Source organism: Thermomonospora echinospora (genome assembly GCF_900108175.1).
GTDB lineage: Bacteria > Actinomycetota > Actinomycetes > Streptosporangiales > Streptosporangiaceae > Thermomonospora > Thermomonospora echinospora.
On sequence record NZ_FNVO01000044.1, the window covers coordinates 1 to 21600 of the forward strand.

General features: G+C 69.5%; 19 protein-coding genes and 1 pseudogene. 13 read left to right on the forward strand and 7 right to left on the reverse strand.

The window, feature by feature from the left end:
• The 3 genes and pseudogenes from C4U03_RS38745 to C4U03_RS42760 form a co-directional block, all read left to right on the forward strand.
• A partial coding sequence (locus C4U03_RS38745; RefSeq protein ID WP_146087698.1) for an integrase core domain-containing protein occupies positions 1-256 on the forward strand: 256 nt, incomplete at its 5' end.
• A gap of 31 nt (positions 257-287) precedes the next feature.
• A pseudogene (locus tag C4U03_RS38750) lies at positions 288-2327 on the forward strand (transposase); the annotation flags it as partial.
• Between the two features lie 43 nt (positions 2328-2370).
• The gene (locus C4U03_RS42760) at positions 2371-2496 is read left to right on the forward strand and encodes a hypothetical protein (protein ID WP_268817587.1); all 126 of its coding nucleotides are present in this window, start codon (positions 2371-2373) and stop codon (positions 2494-2496) included.
• On the opposite strand, the gene C4U03_RS38755 is transcribed toward C4U03_RS42760, so the two are convergent.
• The gene (locus C4U03_RS38755; RefSeq protein ID WP_103944786.1) at positions 2491-3474 is read right to left on the reverse strand and encodes an AraC family transcriptional regulator; all 984 of its coding nucleotides are present in this window, start codon (positions 3472-3474) and stop codon (positions 2491-2493) included. The two genes, C4U03_RS42760 and C4U03_RS38755, sit on opposite strands and share 6 nt — an antisense overlap.
• 152 nt (positions 3475-3626) lie before the next feature.
• On the opposite strand from C4U03_RS38755, the gene C4U03_RS38760 reads away from it, so the two are divergent.
• Positions 3627-4664: a saccharopine dehydrogenase family protein gene (locus tag C4U03_RS38760; protein WP_103944787.1), complete on the forward strand. Its 1038-nt coding sequence runs from the start codon at positions 3627-3629 to the stop codon at positions 4662-4664.
• 355 nt (positions 4665-5019) lie between these two features.
• Complete coding sequence (locus C4U03_RS38765; protein WP_200827774.1) at positions 5020-6171, forward strand: tyrosine-type recombinase/integrase; 1152 nt, start codon at positions 5020-5022, stop codon at positions 6169-6171.
• Between the two features lie 476 nt (positions 6172-6647).
• Here the strand turns inward: C4U03_RS38765 and C4U03_RS38770 are convergent, their stop codons facing one another.
• The gene (locus C4U03_RS38770; protein ID WP_160147250.1) at positions 6648-9491 is read right to left on the reverse strand and encodes a helix-turn-helix transcriptional regulator; all 2844 of its coding nucleotides are present in this window, start codon (positions 9489-9491) and stop codon (positions 6648-6650) included.
• A gap of 224 nt (positions 9492-9715) precedes the next feature.
• Here C4U03_RS38770 and C4U03_RS38775 point away from each other — a divergent pair, with 224 nt between their 5' ends.
• The 6 genes from C4U03_RS38775 (at position 9716) to ltrA (ending at position 14866) form a co-directional block, all read left to right on the forward strand.
• Entirely contained in the window at positions 9716-10843 is a 1128-nt protein-coding gene (locus tag C4U03_RS38775) for a hypothetical protein (protein WP_103944789.1), read from the forward strand.
• Between the two features lie 312 nt (positions 10844-11155).
• Entirely contained in the window at positions 11156-11506 is a 351-nt protein-coding gene (locus C4U03_RS38780) for a hypothetical protein (protein ID WP_103944790.1), read from the forward strand.
• 34 nt (positions 11507-11540) lie between these two features.
• On the forward strand, positions 11541-11714 hold the full coding sequence (locus C4U03_RS40240) for a formate--tetrahydrofolate ligase (RefSeq protein ID WP_146087699.1): 174 nt from the start codon (positions 11541-11543) through the stop codon (positions 11712-11714).
• A 147-nt stretch (positions 11715-11861) separates the two neighbouring features.
• A complete protein-coding gene (locus tag C4U03_RS42765) occupies positions 11862-11993 on the forward strand; it encodes a hypothetical protein (RefSeq protein ID WP_268817588.1) in 132 nt (43 codons plus the stop codon).
• Between the two features lie 37 nt (positions 11994-12030).
• A complete protein-coding gene (locus tag C4U03_RS38785; protein ID WP_235018394.1) occupies positions 12031-12978 on the forward strand; it encodes a tyrosine-type recombinase/integrase in 948 nt (315 codons plus the stop codon).
• Positions 12979-13603: 625 nt separating this feature from the next.
• Positions 13604-14866, forward strand: coding sequence for a group II intron reverse transcriptase/maturase (gene ltrA, locus C4U03_RS38790; RefSeq protein ID WP_103944791.1), 1263 nt, complete (start codon positions 13604-13606; stop codon positions 14864-14866).
• Between the two features lie 282 nt (positions 14867-15148).
• Here ltrA and C4U03_RS38795 read toward each other — a convergent pair whose 3' ends face one another.
• Together C4U03_RS38795 and C4U03_RS38800 are read right to left on the reverse strand one after the other, a co-directional pair.
• On the reverse strand, positions 15149-15571 hold the full coding sequence (locus tag C4U03_RS38795) for a nitroreductase/quinone reductase family protein (protein ID WP_103944792.1): 423 nt from the start codon (positions 15569-15571) through the stop codon (positions 15149-15151).
• Between the two features lie 23 nt (positions 15572-15594).
• On the reverse strand, positions 15595-16374 hold the full coding sequence (locus tag C4U03_RS38800; protein ID WP_103944793.1) for a glucose 1-dehydrogenase: 780 nt from the start codon (positions 16372-16374) through the stop codon (positions 15595-15597).
• A 105-nt stretch (positions 16375-16479) separates the two neighbouring features.
• On the opposite strand from C4U03_RS38800, the gene C4U03_RS38805 reads away from it, so the two are divergent.
• The gene (locus C4U03_RS38805) at positions 16480-17103 is read left to right on the forward strand and encodes a TetR/AcrR family transcriptional regulator (protein WP_103944794.1); all 624 of its coding nucleotides are present in this window, start codon (positions 16480-16482) and stop codon (positions 17101-17103) included.
• Between the two features lie 14 nt (positions 17104-17117).
• Here the strand turns inward: C4U03_RS38805 and C4U03_RS38810 are convergent, their stop codons facing one another.
• The 3 genes from C4U03_RS38810 to C4U03_RS40885 form a co-directional block, all read right to left on the reverse strand.
• Complete coding sequence (locus C4U03_RS38810; protein WP_160147251.1) at positions 17118-18440, reverse strand: DUF4158 domain-containing protein; 1323 nt, start codon at positions 18438-18440, stop codon at positions 17118-17120.
• Between the two features lie 255 nt (positions 18441-18695).
• Positions 18696-19283, reverse strand: a complete 588-nt coding sequence (locus C4U03_RS38815; protein WP_146087700.1) for a hypothetical protein — start codon at positions 19281-19283, stop codon at positions 18696-18698.
• A gap of 90 nt (positions 19284-19373) precedes the next feature.
• Positions 19374-19529 (reverse strand): hypothetical protein, encoded by a 156-nt coding sequence (locus tag C4U03_RS40885; RefSeq protein WP_160147252.1) that lies wholly within the window; start codon positions 19527-19529, stop codon positions 19374-19376.
• Positions 19530-19741: 212 nt separating this feature from the next.
• Here C4U03_RS40885 and C4U03_RS38820 point away from each other — a divergent pair, with 212 nt between their 5' ends.
• Positions 19742-20668 (forward strand): NAD-dependent epimerase/dehydratase family protein, encoded by a 927-nt coding sequence (locus tag C4U03_RS38820; RefSeq protein WP_103944797.1) that lies wholly within the window; start codon positions 19742-19744, stop codon positions 20666-20668.
• Positions 20669-21600: the final 932 nt, after the last annotated feature.

A 21600-nucleotide genomic window follows, 5' to 3' on the forward strand; every position in this document is an offset into this window, starting at 1 on the left:
CCGCCGGCTCGGCGTCACCCGCTCCCGGGCAGCGGTGGGCACCAGCGCCGACAACGCCGCGGCCGAGGCCTTCAACGCCACGCTCAAGCGAGAGACCCTGCAAGGCGCCCACCACTGGCCTGACACCCGCACCGCCCGCCTGGCGGTGTTCCGATGGATCACCCGCTACAACACCCGCCGCAGGCATTCGCGCCTCGGCCACACCTCACCGATCGACTACGAGAAAACCACAGGTAGCCTGACCGCTGCCGCCTGAAACCCGTGTCCACATTCCGGGGGGAAGGCCCCTGGAACACCTGGACCCCGAACGGCAGGCTGCGGCCGGGCAGGCGCCGGATGAGGGGGCGGCGCGTGCGGTCGCCGCAGTGAACAAGGCGGGCGGGTTCGCCGCCCAACTCGCCGACATCGAGGAGGTCTCAGCCTTCCACGGCGATAACTACGAGTTGCTCGTGGCCCGGTACTTCAAGGCCGACCGGGCCACCGCGCTGGCGCTGGCCGGGTCGCTGACGCTGCAGGCCACCTCCGCCGACCACAGTGTGGTGGAGGCGCTGTTGCACGCGGTGGCCTACTGGGGCAAGACCCGCGACTTCATCCCCGACCACCGCGAGGGCGTGCCGCTGGATCTGTCGTTCGCCTCGGGGAACTGGCTCCGGGCGGTACGGGACCGCGCCCACCCTGGGATGCTGGTCAAACGGCATTTCGAGGCGATGGTGTTCACCTACCTGGCCGAGGAACTGCGCACCGGCGACATTGCGGTGGCCGGGGCGAGTGAGTTCGGGGACTGGTCGGCGCACCTGCTGACCTATGCCGAGTGCCAGCCGCTGATGGCTGAGTTCTGTTCCGAGGTCGGCCTGCCCGCCGGCGCCGGCGGGTTCACCGCGGCGTTGAAGGAGCGGCACGCCCAGGCCGCAGCCGACCTGGACGCCGGCTACCCCGACAACGCCGACCTGGTCATCGGTGAGGACGGCGTGCCGGTGCTCAAGCCGTTACGCGGGATGGGCACCTCCAAGGCCGCCGTGCAGCTGGGTGAGGAGATCCGGCGGCGGATGCCCGAACGCACGCTGATCCAGATCCTGGCCCGTACGGCGTACTGGCTGGGCTGGTGGCGGCACTTCGGGCCGGCCTCGGGCAGCGATCCGAAGTTGAAGGACCCCCAGGGCCGGTACGTGCTGACCACGTTCGCGTGCGGGTCGAACATGGGTCCGTACGAGGCGGCCCGGCACATCCCCGCCATCACCGCGCACGAGATCTCCCTGGCCAAGAACCGGCACGCCAGCATCGCCAAGCTGAACAAGGCGATCGCCGAGGTCGTCAACGCCTTCACCCAGCTCGACCTCACCCGCGCCTGGGGAGACGGGTCGTCGGTGGCCGCCGATGGCACCCAGGTCGACACCTACATCGACAACCTGCTGGCCGAGAACCACATCCGCTACGGCGGGTTCGGCGGGATCGCCTACCACTACGTCGCCGACCACTACATCGCGTTGTTCTCCCGGTTCGTCCCCTCCGGGGCGTGGGAGGCGATCTACATCATCGACGGGCTGCTCGCCAACGCCTCCGACGTCAAGCCGGGCACGATCCACGCAGATACCCAAGGCCAGAGCTTCCCGGTCTTCACGCTCGCGCACCTGTTCGGGTTCGACCTGATGCCCCGGATCCGGAACTGGAAGGACCTGATCTTCTTCCGCCACTCAGCCGACGCCCGGTATGAGCACATCGAGGCACTGTTCGGCGAGGCTGGCCGCAGCGTAATCGACCGGCGGCTGATCGAGAAGATGTGGCCGGATCTGATGCGGGTGGCGATCTCGATCCGCGAGGGCCGGCTGAACTCGGTCACTATGCTGCGCCGGCTGACCTCCAACTCCCGCCGCAACGAGATCTACAAGGCGTTCCGGGAGGTCGGCCGCAGCGTCCGCACGGTCGCGCTGCTCCGTTATCTGGCCGATCCCGCGCTACGGCGCCGGGTGACGGCGGCCACGAACAAGGTCGAGGCCTACAACGGATTCTCTAGCTGGTTGCGGTTCGGCAACGCCGGCGTCATCGCCGACAACGACCCCGCCGAACAAGAGAAGCTCATCAAGTTCAACTCCCTGCTAGCCAACTGCGTGGTGTTCCACACCGCCCTGGACATGACCAATGTCGTCCGCGAACTGATCGCCGAGGGCTGGGAGGTCACCGCCGAGCTCCTCGCCCAGCTGTCGCCCTACCTCACCGAGCACATCAACCGGTTCGGGATCTACCCCACCGATGACCTGGCCATCAAACCCGCCGCCTTCGATCCCGCCCTGGCCGAGATCGACTTTGAGACGCTGGACAAGGCTGCATGAAACCCGACCCCGCGGAAGGCAGACACGCTCGTGAGACTCGGTAATGCCGCTGACGTGGCGTGGGCCGGCCCTGGTGCTGCTGCTCCAGGTCCTCACCGTCACCGACCCGGCCGATCCTCGATTCGAGGACCTGCACAAGAACATCTCCCAGCGCCGCACCGCCCTATGACGTCTTGGCCCGAGGAGGGGTCGGTGCGCGGCGGGCGGCCGCCGTGTGCGCGCGGTACCGGCCCGGCGCGATCGCGAACTCCCGCTTGAACGCCCGCGCGAACGCGAACTCCGACATGTAGCCGGTGCGCTCGGCGACGGCGCGCAGCGGCAGGTCGGTGTCGCCGAGCAGGCGCGCGGCGATGGTCATCCGCCACCAGGTCAGGTAGGCGAGCGGCGGGAAGCCCACGGTCGCCGTGAAGCGCCGGGCGAACGCCGCCCGCGACAGCCCGGTCTGTGTGGCCAATGACTCAACCGTCCAGGGCCGCGCCGGGTCTTGGTGGATCGCCCGCAACGCCGCCCCCACCACCGGGTCGCGCAGGGCGGCACCCCAGCCGGTGGTCACGTGATCGGGCTGTTCCTCGTAGAACGCGCGCAGGATGTACAGCAGGAGCAGGTCCAGGAGTGCGGGCAACGCGGCGTCCCCGCCCGGCCGTGGATCGGCGGCCAGTTCGTGGCCGAGCAGTTCGATCGCGCCGCGCAGAGCGGGGTGGCGGCCGACGCGGGCCGGCAAGTGGACGACCTCAGGCAGCTCGGTCAGCAGCGGATGGACGCGCGATTGGTCCAGCCGGTAGGCACCGCACAGCAGCTCGGTACCGGCGCCGGGGCCCTCCTCCCGCCCGACCGCCCGCTTCGTGGGCCGACGCTCTTCGCCGAGCGAGAGGTCGTCGTACGTGATGCGGGCGTCGGTCAGCGGCCGCTTCGGAGAATCGGCGATGGCGTGCCCGAGCTCGCGCGGCAGGAACGCGACGTCGCCGACGCCCAACATGATCGGCGCGCCGTGGGCGGGCAGCAGCCAGCAGGACCCGCGCAGGACCACGTGGAACCCGGCGCCGTCGAGCGGCCGAAACCGGATGCCGAACGGCGCGCGCAGGCGGGTCCGGGAAGAGTGCGGTCGGCCCGTGCGCATCGCCGTGACCGCGTCGCTCAGCACGTCCATGGCACCAACAGTACGGTCTGCCTCGCGACGCCGAGACGATCGGATATGAGGAGGGCATGAATGGGCATGGGACCCGCCTCCCTTGCTTCCTACGGTGATTCTCGAACCGGTCGCGGGCCTGCCGTGACCGCCGGATCTCCAAGGAGAACGAGATGAGGATCGCCGTCTACGGCGCGAGTGGATTCACCGGCCGGCTCACGGCCGCCGAGGCACTCGGCCGCGGCATGACCCCGGTGCTGGTCGGGCGGGACGAGGAACGGCTGCGCAAGGCCGCCGTGGAGGCAGGAGCGGCCGACGCCGAGGTCCGGGTGGCGGGCCTGGACACCCCGGCGGCGTTGGCGGACGCGTTCGGCGACTGCGACGCGGTCGTCAACTGCGCGGGGCCCTTCACCTCGTGGGGCGAACCCGTGATCCGCGCCGCGATCGCGGCCCGCCGCCACTATGTCGACACCACCGGCGAGCAGCGGTACATCAACCGGGTCCTGGACACGATGGGCGGTGCGGCCGAACGCGCCGGTGTCGCCGTCGTCCCGGGCATGGCCGACGACGGTGGCCCGGGCGATCTCATCGCCCATCTCACGGCCGAACGCGTATCGCCCATCGAGGAACTGCTGATCGCGGACATGCGGCCTCCCGGCGGCTCGGCCTCGCGCGGCACCGCCCGTACGATGGCGGCGGTGTTCGCCGACGGGCCACTCGACTACGTCGACGGATCCTGGCACCCGGCCGGCTCCGCCGCCCGTACGTCTCTCGCCGTGCCCGGCTCCGAGGAAGAGGTGCCGGTCACCGGGTTCGCGCTGCCTGGCGTCGCCACCGTGCCGCGCCACGTGACGGCGCGGCGCGTCCGGAGCGTGATCCGGGAGGACGTCGCGGCGATGTTCAGGGCGCTGACCTCCGACGTCGTGGACCGCATCCCGGAGACTCCGGACGAGGACGCCCGCCGCGCCTCCCGCTGGCTGATGGTCGCCCGCGCCGACGACGGCCGTGGCCACCACGCCCAGGGCTGGGTCACCGGTCCCGACGGGTACCGGCTCACCGCGGTGATCGCCGTCGAAGGCGCCCGGCGGCTCGCCACGGGCGGGGAACAAGCGGGGGCTCTCACTCCCGCCCAGGCGTTCGACCCAGCCGACTTCCTGGGCTTCCTGGGATCTTACGAGGTGACCTGGCAGGTGACCGGGCCCGCCGCATGACGCGATGCTCGGGCGTCCTGGCCGAACGCCCAGGGCAACTTGCCACGTCGGGGTCGCCCTGAGCGCCGTGCCGCTCCGCGCCCGTCGGCTACTCGGCGAGCCGACCTGGCGGCCGCGCTTGTTTGGCTCTGAGACCACGCCGATGTGTGGACCCTGGCGTGCCGTCACCCGGCGCGCGGCTTGGGCCTGTTCTCGGAAGTCACGAGCAGGCCGTACGGCGTCGCTGGCGCGCGCCGACCGCCACGGCGCTCAGGCGCGCTCTTGCGCGCGTGACGAGACAGCGTGCAGTTCGGCGGACTCGGTACGGCCGCAACCGGAGTGGCAACGGCTCGGGTGGTGCGGCGCCGGGCAGCGCGTGAGCGCGGACGTCCGTCGCGCGGTGGTGACCATCGGCGGCTTCTCGGGGAAGTCATCGGCCGCCGGAGTCGTGCACTCTATCGCGGAAAGTGTCAAGCCTTCTGCGATACTCACCGAAGCGAACAGGAAGAACATCCCGCCGCAAGCGGGGCGACTCGCACAACTTTTCTGCGATAACGAGGAAGCAGGGAACCCAGTGGGGAACGTACGGCCGATCACACCGCCGACCGCGATGGCGATCGGCCCGGCGATCTCCGCCTACCTCGCCACCCTGTCCGGACCGGAACAGCGCGGCACCAGAACCGTCTACCGTTCAACGCTGCGGGCCCTGGCCGCCGAGATGTCGACCGGTAACTCCGCCGGCTTCCCGACCGCGGAGTTCGACACCGAGGCCAGCGTCGAGCGGCTCACCGACTGGTTCACCACGCGGTGGGCGAACCGGGCTCCGGCGACCTGGAACCGCAACCTCGACGCCGTACGCGCGGCCACCCGCTACTGGATGGACCAGGGGTGGATCAGCTCCGATCCGAGCCGGCGGCTGCGGCGCCGCGGCCGCGCGCCCGACCGCACCCGCGCCCTGCCCCGCGGCGACGTCGAAGACTTCCTCGCCCGCGAGGACCTCGAGCTCCGGCTGAAGGTCCTGGCCCGGATGCTGTACGAGACCGCCGCCCGGGCTTCGGAAGTCCTCGCGCTCGACATCGAGGAGGTGGACCTGCGCAACCGGTGCGCGAAGGTCCGCCGCAAGGGAAACGCCGTCGACGTCATCGTCTGGCAGACCGGCACCGCCCGCCTGCTCCCGCGCCTGATCGGCGGCCGGAAGAAAGGCCCGCTGTTCCTCACCGACCGCAAAGCCCGCGTCCCCCTGGCCGCCGCCGACCTCGATCCGGCCACCGGGAAGGCTCGGCTGTCCTACCGGAGGGCAGCCGAGCTGTTCACCGCGGCAACCGCGGCCTGCCCCGGTGGACCCTGGACCCTGCACCAGCTCCGGCACAGCGCGTTGACACACGCCGCTGAAGACGGCGCGAACACCTCCACACTGCTGGCATTCTCCGGGCACACCAACGTCGCGAGCCTGGCTCGCTACGCCCGCGTCTCAGCCGAAGCCCTCACCCGCTGGCAGCACCAACGCGACCCCCACCGTCGCCGCTGACCAGCGGAACCGGCGAGGTGTCTCCGCCACGAGCGACCCCGCCACCTACCCGACCGGCATCCGCATCACGCCTCGCTGAAGCCGCCGCCGACCAACCTCACCGATCGTCTTCTTCCTCGTCGGCGTTCCAGTCAGCAGCCGACTGCGCCCGCCGGTCGAACTCCTCCTGCGCCGTGTCGGACTCGGGATGACGCGCGGCAGCCGACATGGATCCTGGCCTTCGCCTCATCGTCCATCGGCCGGTGTTTGCTCATGCGGAGGGGATACCCAGCCCGAAATGCCTGCCCGCCGTTCAAGATCATCTAAATGTGGGTTTTGGGCTGGACCCGCTGGTAGCAATCGCCGAAAATCCAACGGATATGCCTCTGACCTGCACTTACGTAGCGGTCTTGGGCTGGCCCGCCTGACCGGGGCCTACCCGTCAACGCAGGTCAGCGGCATATTTGTTGGATGCTGCGCCAGTACTACCGAAGTCCCTAGTGAGAGTGGGGATGTAGTCCGGCTCGGGCGGCCCAGGCGGCCACCTGCGTCCGGTTGGTCAGGCCCAGCTTGGCCAGCAGGTTGCGCACGTGGGTTTCGACGGTGCGTTCGGAGACCACCAGGTGCTCGGCGATCGCCTTGTTCACCAGTCCTTGCGCCACGAATCCGGCGACCTCGCGTTCTCGGGCGGTCAGCGCCGCCACGCCCGCGCGTACCCCGGTGAGCTCATCGACCAGTGTGGATGCCGTCGCCGCGATCGGTGCCATGCCGAGCCGGCGAGCGGTGCGCGCGGCGTTTCCGGCAAGGGCCAGTGCCCGGGCCCGATTGCCCTGCCCTGCCCGCGCGGCGAGGGCCTGGGCGTGGCTGAGTTGGGCGAACGCGAGCGTCGTAGGGGCGCCGGTCCGTTCCTCCATGGCCACCGCGGCGGTCAGGTGCCGGTCGGCCAGGTCGTGCTCGCCTCGCGCCGAGGCCAGAAGGCCGAGCGCCCGGTCGAACGATCCGTAGAGGGTGTGGTAGCCGGCATAGGGCTCCAGCAGGTGATAGCAGGTTCCGGTGGTGTCGGTGTCGGCGAGGGCGACGGCCACCTCGGCGCTGAGCACGGCCATATGGTCCCAGCTGTGAATACGCGGTGCGTCGGCGATCCTGGAGCGCAACCGGCTGAAACAGATTCGGGCCTGGTCGTGGTCGCCGGCGTCGAGATAGGCCATGCTCATGACCGCGGTCTTGACGGCCGAGTACTGTGCCGGCAGTGTCGCCAGACCGGCTTCGAGCTCGTCGATGTACTCGGCAATACCACCGGTGAAGTGCAGCAGGCCCGCCATGAACGCCGAGTGCATCGCGATGGCGGTCGGGTCTTGGATAGCGTCGGCCACCTGACGGGCGGCCATGGCGTCGCTGCGGGCCTGGGTGAAGTCGCCGGCGAGCAGTGCCCGTGTGGCGCGTAGCCGCAGCAGGTGCCAGCGTCCGACCGGTGTGCCGAGCCGATCGACTACCTCGGCCAGTTCGGCGATGTCGCCGTCGGCGCCTTCCAGCGCGCCGAGCTGGAATTGGGTCGGGATACGCCAGACGAGCCCCCACAACGCGCCGTCCGGACGGCCACAGCGCCCGGCCAGTTGTTGCATCCGGCTCCCCAGTGCCAGGCGCTCGCCCGCCTGGTCGGGTGACGCGATGACCTGGAGCCTGGCGTTCAGCGCATGGATCAGCGCCGCGTGGTCGCCGTTGTCCTCGGCCATCGCCATGGCCTGGCGGCTGACCGCCTCGGCCTCGTCCGTCCTCGCCGACTCGGCGAGGATGGTGGCGTGCTGGGCCAGCACCGCCGCGTGCCGCGGGCTGTTCTCCTCGCCGAGCAGCGCGCGGGCGCGTTCGCACAGCGCGGTGATGGCCGGGCCGGCCAGCCCGGCGAAGCCGCGGACCACCAGTGCCGCTTCGGCGGCCAGATCTGCGAGGCCCAGCCGCTCGGCGATATCGGCGACCTGAGCACAGTCGTCCAGGGCGGTGGTGACCTGGCCGTCGAGATAACACGCCTGCGCGGCGGCGAGCAGCAACCGTGCCCGCAGCGGCGGATCCTCGCCGCCGAGCAGGTCCAGTGCGTGGCGGCACCACCGCTCGGTGGCCGCGAAATCCAGCCGTCGGGCCGCCGCGTCGCCCGCGTCCCGGCACGCGCGCACGGCGGCTCGGCGGCTGGGCGCGTCCACGGCGGCACGAACCCGATGCCGAGCCAGCTCACCGGGCCGATCCTCGTTCGGTCCGGCCGCGGCCAGTGCGTCGGCGATGCGCTGGTGCCAGCCGATGCGCTCGGTCCGGGACAACTGGGCGTAGCGGGCCTGACGGATCAGCTCATGCGCGAAGCGGATCGTCGATGGCGCGTGCGGATCGTCGATGAGCAGCCCGGAGGCGATCGCCTCGGCCACCGCAGACTCCACCTGCGCGCCGAAGGCCGCACGAAGCAGCTCGACGTCGATCTCCTCGCCGATGGCGGCGCAGGCGTCGAGCAGCGTGCAGCAGTCCGCGCCCAGGTGCGCCGTCCGCATGGCCATCAGCCGATGAAGCTCGACCGGCAGCTCGATCCTGTCGGTCTCACCGGCCGGCCGCGCCAGGCGGCCCTGCCGGGCCAGCAAGCGGGTCAGTTCCCGAACGAACAGAGGGTTTCCGCCGACAAGCCGATGAATGCGCCTCGGCCAGGAGCTGTCGAACGGCTCCTGGCTGCGGCGCAGGTAGGTGGCGATGTCCGGGATGCCCAACGGGCCGAGCCGTAGGCTGTGCACGGTCGGCAGTCCGGCGATTTCCATCAGGGTCTGCGGCAGGTGCCGGCCGCCGTCCGGGTCGCGCACGGTGCCCAGGACCAGCAGCCGTGCACCGTTCTTTTCGTCGCACAGGTGGCGAAGCAGCCGTAACGACGACTCGTCCGCCCACTGCAGGTTCTCCAGCACCACCACCAGCCCGGCCGGCTCCGCCGCCGACGCCAACGCCCCCACCGTCGCCGCGACGGCCCGGAACCGGGCCACCGCGGTCGGCTCGGCGACCACCGGCTCACCGTCCGTCGTTCGGCGAAGGTCCAGCAGACTCGCGGGCAGGCCGGGCAGACCGTCCCGGCGCGCCTGGTCGAGCACCCGAAGCCACGGCCAGAACGCCGGCGCGCCCTCGTCGGCGACCGCCCGCCCCACCGCCACCGGAACGCCCTGCTTTGCGGCATATCCTGCCAGCTCCTCCACCAGCGCGCTCTTGCCGATCCCCGCCTCACCGAGCAGCAGCGCCACCGTGCCCGCCCCGCCGATCGCGGCGGCACACAAGTCCTGAAGAGCCTCGAGCTCCCGGGCTCGGCCGACCACGCAGCGCTCCATGCCCGCATTGTCGCAAACGGCGTCGGCCACGTCGGCCGATCGCCATGCCGCTCCACGGCGCATGGCAGCGTCGATCCCCAGGTCAACCGCCGCAGCCTCGAACCGTCCGGTTCCGGCCAGGCGGGGGCGCCTACGTGGCGGACTTCAGTACTGGCACTGAGGCCGCCGACCCCAGGCACCGGCCAGCATGTGCGTGACATCAACAACGACCGAGAGGAACTCAGATGTCAACCAGCACAAGTGATCTCGTCGTCGGCGCCGACGAGACCGCGGCGCTCGCCGTCGTCGGCCCGAACGATCTCACCGCACTCACCGGAGCCCCGCGGACGTTCAGCCCGCACGGCTACGTCCGCAGCGACGGAAGAAACGTGGTCGTGTCCTACAGCGCCAGCAATCGGATCCGGGAACTGGCGCTCGAGGGCGACCATTGGGCCAGCTACGACCTGACGAAGGAGGCGGGCGACGCCCCTCGCGGATTCGCCCCGCGTGGCTATGTCCGCAGCGATGGAGTCACCGCGGTGGTCTACCTCGGGCTCAGCTCCGACGGACACCACATGCACGAGCTGGCGCTGATCGGCAATGCCTGGCGGCACACCGATCTGACCGCGAAGACCGGGGCCATCGGCGGCGGCACCATGCGACCCTACGTACGCCACGACGGGACGACCGTCATCGTGTACCGCGGACCTGACGGCCACATCCATGAACTCGCCCGCGAGGGGAACACCTGGCGGCACTACGACCTCACCATCGAATCCGGCGCGCCCACCGATCCGCAACGGCTGCCGTCCCCCAGCGACCAGCCGATCGGTTACGCCCGAAGCGACGGGTCGAGCGCGGTGGTCTTCCGCAGCGCCGACGGTGAGATCCGCCAGCTCAAACTGACCAACGTGTGGGAACACAGGAACCTGACCAACGACGCCGGCGACCCCAAGGCGACCTATGGCCTCGCGGCGGCGGTGCGCCACGACGGCGTCAACGTCATCTTCTACGCCGGCCAGGACCACCACCTGCACGAACTCTCCCTCGACCCGTCCGGGGAATGGCAGCACAACGACATCACCGCACTGTTCAACGGCCCGCAACTCGGTGACGGCGCGCACATCGAGGTGTTTCCGATCTTCCGGAGCGGCCGCGCCATGACCTCGGTGGTGTACGACGACGCCGATCGGCACCTCAACGAGTTCCGGCTGGACGGCACCTGGAAGAACACCGACCGCACCACCCAGACCGGCGCGCCGACGCTGGAGCCCTTCATGATCGCGGCCTACCAGCGCACCGATGGCGTGACCGCCTTCCTGTTCAGCAGCCACCCCAACCCCGACCACCACATTTTCGAAATCACCCGCTGACAGGCGGCGGGCGCTACCGCGCCCGCCGCGCACAGCCGGGCACCGGCCTGATGACCATTGATCACGTCGCGACTCGTCCGCCGACGGGCTATTCAGGATTCCGGTAGTACTGGCACAGCCTCCAACAAATATGCCGCTGACCTGCGTTGACGGGTAGGCCCCGGTCAGGCGGGCCAGCCCAAGACCGCTATGTAAGCGCAGGTCAGAGGAATATCCGTTGGATTTTCGGCGATTGCTACCAGGACCCCGTCCCCTTGTGGCGCTCCGATGTGACAGGGAATAGCCAATTCCCTGTCACATCGAGGTGCCCCCATGGGACAGATCCAGGCTCGGCTCGAACTCGACGAGTACCACCTCGGCAAGCTCACCAAGAGGCAACGGCCGGGCGAGAGCCTGGACGCCGCCAGCAGCCGCCTGCTCGCCGACCTCCTGGACGACGGCCCCGGCGCCGACGCCCGCGCGCAAGTCCGCGGCTGGGCCGAGGAGTACGCCGCGGCACTGGCCGACAGCGACGACCCGGCCGCGGCCGCGTGGGCCGAGGCACTGGCCTGGTTCGCCAAGCGCACCAAGGGCGGCAGTCTCAGCATGCTGGTCCACCAGGAGTTCGTTGAGCGGTTCGGCGTCGACCCTTACGCCGAAGACAGCAAGGAGACGTCCCGATGACCCAGCCCGGCAGTTTCAGCAATCAGAAGGGCGGGTGGGCAAGACCACCACCTCGATCGGGCTCGGGGAGGCCCTGGGGCAGTCGTCAGGGGGTGCCATGCCGATCGACGTGGATGGCCCGCCGCTGCAAGCCGCCTACGACAACGTGGCCGCCTACAACCGCGCCGCCCTCCTCTTCCCGCTGCCCGCCGATGCCGACGAGATCTAGCGCATCTTCACCGACCCCATCGAAGACCCCGACGGCGCCGAGTTCCGGCTCGACTTCGCTCCGCACGGCCTGGACGCCGCCCCGGATGACGTCGGCAACCTCGTCCTGCGGCCGTGGGGAGGAGACGGCCCGATCATCGTCCTGGCGGTGAACGTCACGCGCGAGCGGGTCAACGACCTGATCACGCTCAAGCGCCGCCCGCACACCCTCAAACGGCTGCGCGCGGAGCTGAGCAAGCGAGGCTTCCCCGCACCGCCCGGCGGCGAACACGGCGGGTGAAGGCCACGATGAGCTGCCGCTGCCACGAGCCCGAGCGGTGACCACCACCAGCAGCAACAACGTCGTCCCGCTGGCGGCCGCCGTCACCCTGGGCGAGGCCGCCGAGCAGTTTCTGGCCCGCCGCGACCTGGACGCGGACACGCTGCGCTCCTACGGCCAGATGCTGCGGCGGCTGCGCCGCGAGCTCGGCGACACTGTCCCGCTCGCCGGGCTGACCGCCGACCAGGCGGCCGCGGTGTTCACCGCCGCGTGGGACGATGCGGCCCCGCGGACTTGGAACCGTCACCGCTCTGCACTGCGCTCGTTCACCACCTGGGCGGCCGACCGAGGCCAGGTCACCACCGACCTGGCCGCGCTGATCGAGCGGCGGCCGGAGAAACACGACCGCACCCGCGTCATTGACCGGCACACCGTTGACGCCCTGCTGGCCGATCCGAAGGTGGCGCTGCGGGAGAAGGCGCTGCGGCGGCTGGCCTATGAGTCGGCGGCCCGCGCCGATGAGGTCCTGGCGCTCAACATCGAAGACCTGGACCTGGCCAACAAACGCGGCCAGATCACCGGCAAGGGCGGCGACATCCGGTGGATTCACTGGCAGTCCGGCACCGCGCGCCTCCTCCCGCGGCTGATCGGCGGCCGTACCAGCGGGCCGCTGTTCCTGGCCGATCGACGCCCCGCGCCTGCACGCACGCCCGCGGCCGCCGACCTGTGTCCTCACACCGGCCGCAGCCGGCTGTCCTATGAACGCGCCGAGTACCTGTTCAAACAGAGCACTAAGAAGCACGACCGGCGCAAACGCGGGTTCACCCTCCACCAGCTCCGCCATTCCCGGCTCACCCATCTGGCCGAGGACGGCTGGTCCGCCCCGATGCTGATGGGGCTCAGCGGTCACACCAACATCCGTTCGCTAGCGATCTACACCAACGTCACCGCCGAAGCGGTCGGCGCCGCGCTCGCCAAGCAAGACCCCGCCCGTCGGCACCGCTGACCTCAGCAAACACCTAGCCGCGGCCCCTTTCTGCCGTATTCGTGTGTCCTGAACGTGAAGGAGAGTTCGATGTAGGCGGATGATCTGGAGCGATGCTGCTCGGATGATGAAGGTCTGGCCCTTCGGAGCCGCCCTGCGGAGGAAGACTCCAAACCACCTCATGCCGCGTTGGCTGAAGACTGTCGTGGTGAGCGATGAGGAAAAGGCGCCGGTGAGGCGTCAGGTGGGGACCGGGAAGGCGAACGCGAGTGAACCGCCGATGACGTGTCGAAAGCAGAACAGATGACATCGAAACCGGAGAGTGAATACGACCCCGGGACAGAGCCTGGCGGGTGTCCGCTTATTGGCCAGGCGGTGTCCGGCATGGAGGCGGCGCGAGCCCGGCCTGCGGCGTTCGAGTGGAACAGGAGAAGGTGCGCATGGACACTGCTCGCGAGGGCGGGCGTCAGGGAAGAGCCGTGCCCTGGGGAGGATCTGGAGTCGGCGTCAGAGTACCCGTCGCCATGCGTGCCGGCGGACCGGCCCGTAGTAGTGACGAAGGCCCTGTAATGGGACTGGAGCGAAGGGGCCGGGTTGTTCGTGATCCGTTTGTTCGATCAACCGGACAAGATCCGGGAGGAGTCGCATGAACGAGTTGAAATCACCAGGCAAGCCGTTCGATATCTCGAAGCCGGCCGTCCTGGAGGCGTGGAAGAAGGTCAAGGCCAATAAAGGTGTGGCCGGGGCGGACGGGATGTCCATCGAGGAGTTCGAGAAGGATCTGAAGAACAATCTGTACAAGATCTGGAACCGGATGTCCTCGGGGACATATTTTCCGCCGCCGGTCCAGGCCGTGGAGATCCCGAAGGCGCACGGCGAGGGCATGAGAATGCTGGGTGTGCCCACCGTGGCCGATCGGGTCGCGCAGACGGTGGTGGCCGGGGTGCTGGAGGCGGAGATCGAACCGATCTTCCACCCGGACTCTTACGGCTACCGGCCGGGACGCTCGGCGCTGGATGCGGTCGGGGCCTGTCGGCAACGGTGCTGGAAGTATGACTGGGTGGTCGAGTTCGATATCCGGAAGTTCTTCGACTCCGTGCCATGGGACCTGGTCGTCACAGCGGTCCTGGCTCACACCGATCGACCGTGGGTGGTGCTGTATGTGAAACGGTGGCTCGCCGCACCGTTGGCACTGCCCGACGGGACCTTGCGGGAACGAGATCGCGGGACCCCACAGGGCTCGCCGATCTCACCCGTCCTGGCGAATCTGTTCCTGCATCATGCGTTCGACGCCTGGATGGCCCGGGAACTCCCGGGCGTGGTGTTCGAGCGCTACGCCGATGACGCGGTCGTGCACTGCTCCAGCCTGGAGTTGGCCGAACGGGTACTGGCGGCGATCAAGGGGCGGATGGCCGGGGTCGGGCTTCAACCGCACCCGGACAAAACCCGGATCGTGTACTGCAAGGACGACAGGCGACGTGGCTCGCACGAGCACACGTCGTTCACGTTCCTGGGGTTCACCTTTCGGCCGCGAGGGGTGCGGACGAAGACCGGGAAGATGCGCTGTGGCTTCAACCCGGCCGTCAGCAAGGAAGCCTTGAAGCAGATGAGTGCGACGGTGCGAGCCTGGAGGCTTCACCATCGCACCGGATCCTCCGAACACGACCTCGCACGACGAATCAACCCGGTCGTGCGGGGCTGGATGCAGTACTACGGGGCGTTCTACCGCTCTGCACTGTATCCCCTCCTGGCCCGCATCAACGCCTACCTGATGCGGTGGTCACGCAACAAGTACAAGCGGCTCCGGGGCCGCAAGAAAGCCCAGGACCAATGGGAGAAGGTCGTGAAAGCGCGACCGAGACTCTTTGCCCACTGGATCTGGGTGAACACAGTCCCGAAAGTCTGGTGACCAGAACGACAAGAGCCGTGTAATGAGAGATTGTTACGCACGGTTCTGTGGGAGCCCCGGGCTGAGACGCCCGGGGCCACCCGACCGGCCGCCCCCGAAACAGGCCGTCCGAAATGGCGTTTCATCCCCCGCCGTCCGATTTTCCGATACCTCTGGACCGCCTGTTGGGAAACCGTCTAATCCCGACACCCTGCGGACAGACCGATGCCCAGTGGATCGGCTACCTGGCGGCTGGAGGTCACGTTCGGGAGCGGAGGGCCTACCCGGCGGGCCGGGACGGAGCTAGAGGTCCGGTCCGGGGAAGGTGATTTTCGCGAGTCTGCTGTCAAGCCAGTCCTCCAGGTGGGTGGGCTGGGGGATGGTGCCGGGGTTGTGGGGTTGGTTGAGGTCGGCGACGATCTCGGTGAGGACTCTGCGGCGTTCGGCCGGGTCGGTGACGGGGATGGCGCGGGCGCGCAGGTCGGCTTTCACGCCGTATTTGAGGTGGAAGGTGAAGTCGGGGTGGGTCAGGAGGTTGGCGTACCAGTCGGTCGGGCGTCCCTGGGGGCCGCTGCACAGGTAGGTCTCGCCGTGAGCGCGATAGAAGAAGATCTCTATGCGGCGGGGGATGCCGGTGCGGCGGCCGGTGGTGGTGATGTCGATGATGCGTTCGCGGGTGGTGGCGGCGGGGGTGAACTCGATCGCCCGGCGGACGGCGGGGTCCACGGATGGTCCTTTCGCGGGGTGGGTCAGGCGGCGTCGTGCTTGAGCGCCGGACCGAGCAGGAGGCCGCCGTCGACGACGTATTCGGAGCCGGTGGCGAAGGACGCCTCGTCGGAGGTGAGGAACAGCAGCAGGCGAGTGACGTCGGCGGGTTCCCCCATCCGCGGGATCGCGAAGGGCTCGGGTGAGTAGAAGTCGGAGATGGGGGCGTCGCTGCCGGCGGCTGGTTCGGTGATGAACGGGGTGGCGATGACGCCGGGGTGGATGGCGTTGACGCGAATGCCGTCGCGGCCCAGTTCCAGGGCGGCGGTCTTGGTCAGGCCGCGGACGGCCCACTTGCCGGCGACGTAGGGGGCGTAGAAGGCGGTCCCGCCGATGCCGGAGGTGGAGGCGATGTTGACGATCACGCCTCTGCCAGCCCGGCGCAGCGACGGGACGGCCGCCTTGATGCCCAGAAAGGCGCCGGTCAGGTTGATGTCGAGGATCCGCTGCCACACGCGCAGGTCGGTGGCTTCGATCGGGGCTGCGGGGTTCTGCACTCCGGCGTTGTTGACCAGGATCGACAGGGGGCCGAAGCGCTCCTCGGCGGCCGCGACGGCGGCGGTCCAGGACTGCTCGTCGGTGACGTCCAGGCGGACGAACAGGGCGCGGTCGCCGAGTTTGGCGGCAAGGGCGAGGCCGTGTTCTTCGGCGATGTCGGCGATCACGACGTTGGCGCCTTCGGAGTGGTACGCGCGGATGTGGCTGGCCCCCTGCCCGCCGGTGCCTCCGGTGACAAGCACAGTGCGGTCTTCAAAGCGTCCCATGGGTGTTCTCCCTAGTAATGGTGAGTCGAGCGACTCGCCTCACTGTGGACGTTATGTGATCCGAAGATGGTGAGTCAAGTGGCTCACCTCGCCTAGGATGGGGGTATGATGACCGGACCTTCGTCCTACCACCGGCGCGTCGCGGAGCAGAAGAGGGAAGCGATCCTGGGTGCCGCGACCAGGCTGTTCCTCGATTCCGGGTACGCCGGGACCTCGCTGGCCAAGGTCGCGGAGGCCGCGGGGGTGTCGAAGGCGACGCTGTTCAAGCAGTTCCCGACCAAGGCGGCGTTGTTTGACGCGATCGTCACCACCTCGTGGCGAATCGGCGAGGAAGACGGCGCCCAGCCCCCCGTGGGCGACCCCGTCGCAGGGCTCACCGTGATCGGCCGCCGTTACGTCGCCCTGCTCACTCGCCCGGACATGGCCGACCTGTTCCGCATCGTCATCGCCGAGATGCCGCGTTTCCCGGAATTGGCCGAAGCCCAGTTCAACCGCGGCAAGATGCCCTACTTCGAGTCCGTCCGCAGCTATCTGGAGGCCGAGCGCGCGGCGGGCACGATCGTGGTGGACGACCTCGACCTGGCCGCCACGCAGTTCCTCGGGATGATCTCCAACTACGTGTTCTGGCCGCAGATGCTGCTTCCGCACTGGGCGCCCGACGAGGCGTCCATGGACCACGTGGTGGACGAGGCCGTCCTCATGATGCGGGCCAGGTACGGCGCGGGTTAGAGATCCGGTGCGGGTCAGAGGTCCGGCACCGCCGTGATCTCGGCAAGGATCGCCGAGACCGGGCCGAGGCTGATCAGGCCGCTCGCGGCCCCCGCCTGTTCGCCTGCCGCCGGGAACAGCGCGGCGTGCGCCCGCCGAAGGACCAACGGATCGCCCAGCGACAGCGTGGCTCGGGCGAGGAGGGCCCACAGCGCCTCGGCGAGGAGATCATGGGGCGGATCGGGAACGGCGCGCAACGCCTCGGCCGCCTCGTCTCGCCGTCCGGCCGCCAGCAGCACCGGGAGGGCCCACGGGCGGTACGGTCCGAGCCGGTCCGGGTCCTCCGGCTCGGGCGCCCGGTCGTGGCGCACCCGCAGGGCCTGCAGCGCCAGGGGCGGGAGGCCCTCGCCCAGGCCCGGCATGCCGGCCGAGTCCACAGGGACGGCCGCGGCCCGGTAGGCGGCCTCCTTGGCAGCGAAGGGGACCTCGGGGTCTTCGGCGCGGCGAAGCGCGCGGTACCAGGTGGTGAAGACCGACACCAGCGGCCGGCCATGGCGCTCGGCAAGGCCGTCCAGGAGGACGGCGTGCCGCGCGATTCCAATGCAACGGTCGCCAGCAGGCGCACCCGCACGCCGGGAGCGGTGTCCTCGGGGAGACGGGCCAGGGTGCGCTCGGCCGCCGCGACGATTCGGGCCGTCTGCGCGGGATCGTCGGACCGGGTCCAGTTCGCCGGGACGTCGTAGGCGTCGATCACCCGGGCAGTCAGCTCGGCGTCGCCCAGTTCCTCGGCGGCCTCCACTGCGGCGGCGCGGTGCTCCCGGCCCGCGAGGAGACCGTCCGCGCCGGTGACGGCGAGCCCCCGCATAAGCCCGACCGCGGCCTCCAGCCGCAGGCGCGCGCCCGGAGCCGCCCGGTCGTGGGCGGCGGCCGCACTCGCCCAGACCCGAGCCGCCGGGTCGGCGGGCCAGCAGCGCCGCCCGCAGCCCTTCGTCCGTGAACACCATCGGGCAGATCTTGTCCGCCAGCCAATCGGCCAGCACGTCCTCATCCGCCCGGGTCGACTCCCGGAACCCCAGTGCCTCCCGCACCTGCGCCCGGTGCCGCTCGATCGACCAGCCCGACCAGTCGTACTCGGCCAGCAGCGCCGGATCGACCTTGACCTGCCCCGCCATGTAGTCGACAGCAGCCTTGGGCAACTCACCCACGTGCCGGGGAAACCGGCCCTCCTGCTCGAAGAACTTCAGCAAAAGGCTGAAGCCCAGACGCGTCGCCCCCGTCTTGTTCCCCACCAGATCCCAGTCGCCGTCCAGCAGCGTCCACGCCGCGATCAGCTCCTCCGGCTCCCACTCCCGACGCACCCGAACCCGCCCTCCACCCGACCGTCTCCGACACGAAAACGATCGAGCAGGAACCCCCGCTAACCCACCGCGTTCCCCCACTCGCAACGATCACGAACCGCAATCGCGACCTCTCAGTCAGTTACCTGGCGGCTGGGGTCACGTTCAGGAGCGGAGGGCCTGTTCCGCCGCTGAACCCCACCTACATCGCCGCGCCGGATGGCGGTAACTCCGCCCGCGTCTCCTCGCTACCGCCACTGGCCGAGTGGTTGTCGCTCAAGCCCCGTAGCGGGCCACCAGGCCGGCAATCGCGACGATGATCACCTCGGCGTCCTGGCGGGAATACACGAACGACTCGGTCGTCTCGTCGTCGTGCGCGGCACCGCAGGCCAGGGAGTAGACGTCCTCGACGACCATGGCCCACCGTTCGTCTTGGGTGCGGTCACGGGAGTTCTTGGCCTTTGCGGACTTGGACAGGGCCTTGACCTCGGGGGTGTTCTTGACCTGTTCCAACGCGGCGCGGGCACTGACGATCGCCGGTTCGTTCTTGCCCTCGCGCAACATGCCCCGGGCATCGCGGATACGGCGGACCGCTGTGGCGCGTGCATGGTCCTCGGTGACCGGGACGAGGAGCTCGACGTAGGAGGCGGCGTCCACGCGCTCCAGTTCGCGGAACCAGTCACCGGGCTGCACCATCGCGTTCAGGGTGCCCGTACCGGTCAGCAGCCGCCCGTTGGCGTCGGGCCTGGTCAGCGACAGGTTGACCAAGAGCAGCAACGCTTCACCGTGCCACCGCAGCCGTTCCATGATCCGCAGTTGCTCGTCGCTGATGAACGTGGTGAAGGGCTGGCTGGATGTCGGCATCGCCGACGGTGTGATCGGCGTCAGCACGTTCAAGTCGCATAGCAGCAGCGGCTCCTGGGGTGTCTTACGTACCTCGACGTTCCCCCGCAGTTACAACGGCGGCGGGTCCGGCTGGTCGGTGAACCGCTGGAACTGCAGCCACAACTCCAGCTTCGCGCCGCCGACCGCTGGCCACAGGCAGAACCATTTCTCGCGGCCAGTGGACACTGCCACCCGGTCGTCCTGCCCCACCTCGATCGAGATCATCTGTCTTCCTTCCGAGCTTCGTTGCCCGGATTGATCATCCTCCCTGCCACTCACGGTCCGCAGCGAATATCGAGCCTCACGCCCATTACCTTCGGCAGCAGCCGGTCTGACCGGGGGCCTTCCTGGAGTGCCGCCGGAATACGGCAGAAACGGGCCGTTGGGGCTGTGGCACCCGGTGCGGCTCGTTCGATGGGGGCGCTTATGGTCGCATCATGAGAGTTTTCGTCACGGGCGGGACAGGTGCGCTCGGCCGCCATGCCGTGCCCGAGCTTGTCCGTGCGGGGCATTCGGTCAGCGCGCTCGCTCGGACCCCGGAAAAGGCCGCGCTGCTCGCGAGCTGGGGAGCCGAACCCGTCGAGGTCTCGCTCTTCGATCCTGATGCCCTGGCCACCGCCTTCCACGGCCACGACGCAGTCGCGAACCTCGCCTCGGCGATCCCCTCGCCGGCCCGGTTCATCAGCGCCAGAGCCTGGCGGGCGGCGACCCGGGTCCGGACGGAGGGCTCGGCGGCCGTCACGGACGCGGCGCTGGCCGCCGGGGTGGAGGTCCTGATCCAGGAGTCGGTCTGCATGATCTATCGCGACCACGGCGCGGCCTGGATCGCCGAGGACGCGCCGGTCGACCGATACCCGATCTCGGCCGGGAACCACGCGGCGGAGGCGGCCGCCCGCCGGTTCACGGAAGCGGGCGGCACCGGTGTCGTTCTGCGGTTCGGGGTGTTCTACGGGCCGGGCGCGACGCACAGCGAGCAGATGTACGCCCAGGCCCGACGTCATGTCGGCCTCCTCGTCGGGCGGCCCGGCGACTACATGTCCTCGATCCACATGGTCGACGCGGGCACGGCCGTCGTGGCCGCGCTGGGCGCACCCGCCGGTACGTACAACGTGGTGGACGACCGCCCGCTGACCAAGCGCGAGTACGCCGACGCGCTCGCCCGGGCGGCCGAAGCGAGCATGTGGCTGCGGGTTCCCGGCCGTGCGGCGCTGCTGTTCGGCGCTCGGCTCACCTCCCTGACGCGGTCGCTGCGGGTCGCCAACACCCGCTTCCGCGACACCACCGGCTGGGCGCCGCGATACCCCAGCGCCGTCGAGGGATGGACGGCCACCGCCAAAGCACTGCGCACCCCGCAGGCACCCTAGGCACGAACCGTTCCACCATGAGATCACCCCACCCGGTCTCGGCGACGGCTTCCCCGCCGGGGCTTGGGGAAGCGCATGGCGGCGCGGGAAGTCCTTGTGGCGGGTCTCGGCCATGATGAGTCGCATCGGGACTTCGACTTCGTCAAGGTCGGCGGCGGCCGAGGGCGGAAGTTGGTGAAGGACGCTCAACAGGCCCGCGAGGAGGATCGGAACGGTGGTTAGCGCTAGCCAGCGTTCCGGCAGGCCGGAGATGGGACGCTGAACGGTTGCACCGGGCGGAGTGCCTGCACTGTCCGGCGTGAGTGGCAGCGTCGGCACAGGTCATAGGCTCTACCGCTAATTTCCGTACCGATCCTCCTCACAGCCCGTTCTGAGAAGGCCATGACCTGAGCGGACGCTCTACTTTGCGGCTGGCGGCACGGACCCGAGTGGAGGGCCCCGAAGGGTGCCACCGGAATACGGCGGAAAGGGGCCGCGCCGGGGGTTGACCAGACAGAACGCAGGGTCTGTCCCGTCCCCGGAACGACATCACCACAGGTCAGGCTCTTAACGCCGGTTTCCGACCCAATCCGGTCCCCCAGGCCACACGCCGTGCCACCGCCGAAACCCCCTGCCGAGCCGAAGCGATCGCCACAGGTCATCCCTGAAGGGGCGGGGCCGGTCAAGGGGTGGACTGTGGTGGCCGGTGGTGTGTGAGTTCGTTTTCTTACCGGTCCCGGGCGGTTTCAGGGCGTGCCGGGTCGGCGTCCGGGGTCAAGGTGGAGCGCCCGCAGGCGAAGCCTGTGGACGTACGACCTTGACGGCCGGGCGACCGGGCCGGCGGATACTGATGATCGCCGGGACGGTGTGGGTGTTGTGAGTCACGTGCCCCAGGCGCAGTCGTCTCCCGAGAGAGGCAGTCCGGCTGCGGTCATCCCTTCGCCCGGTTCTCT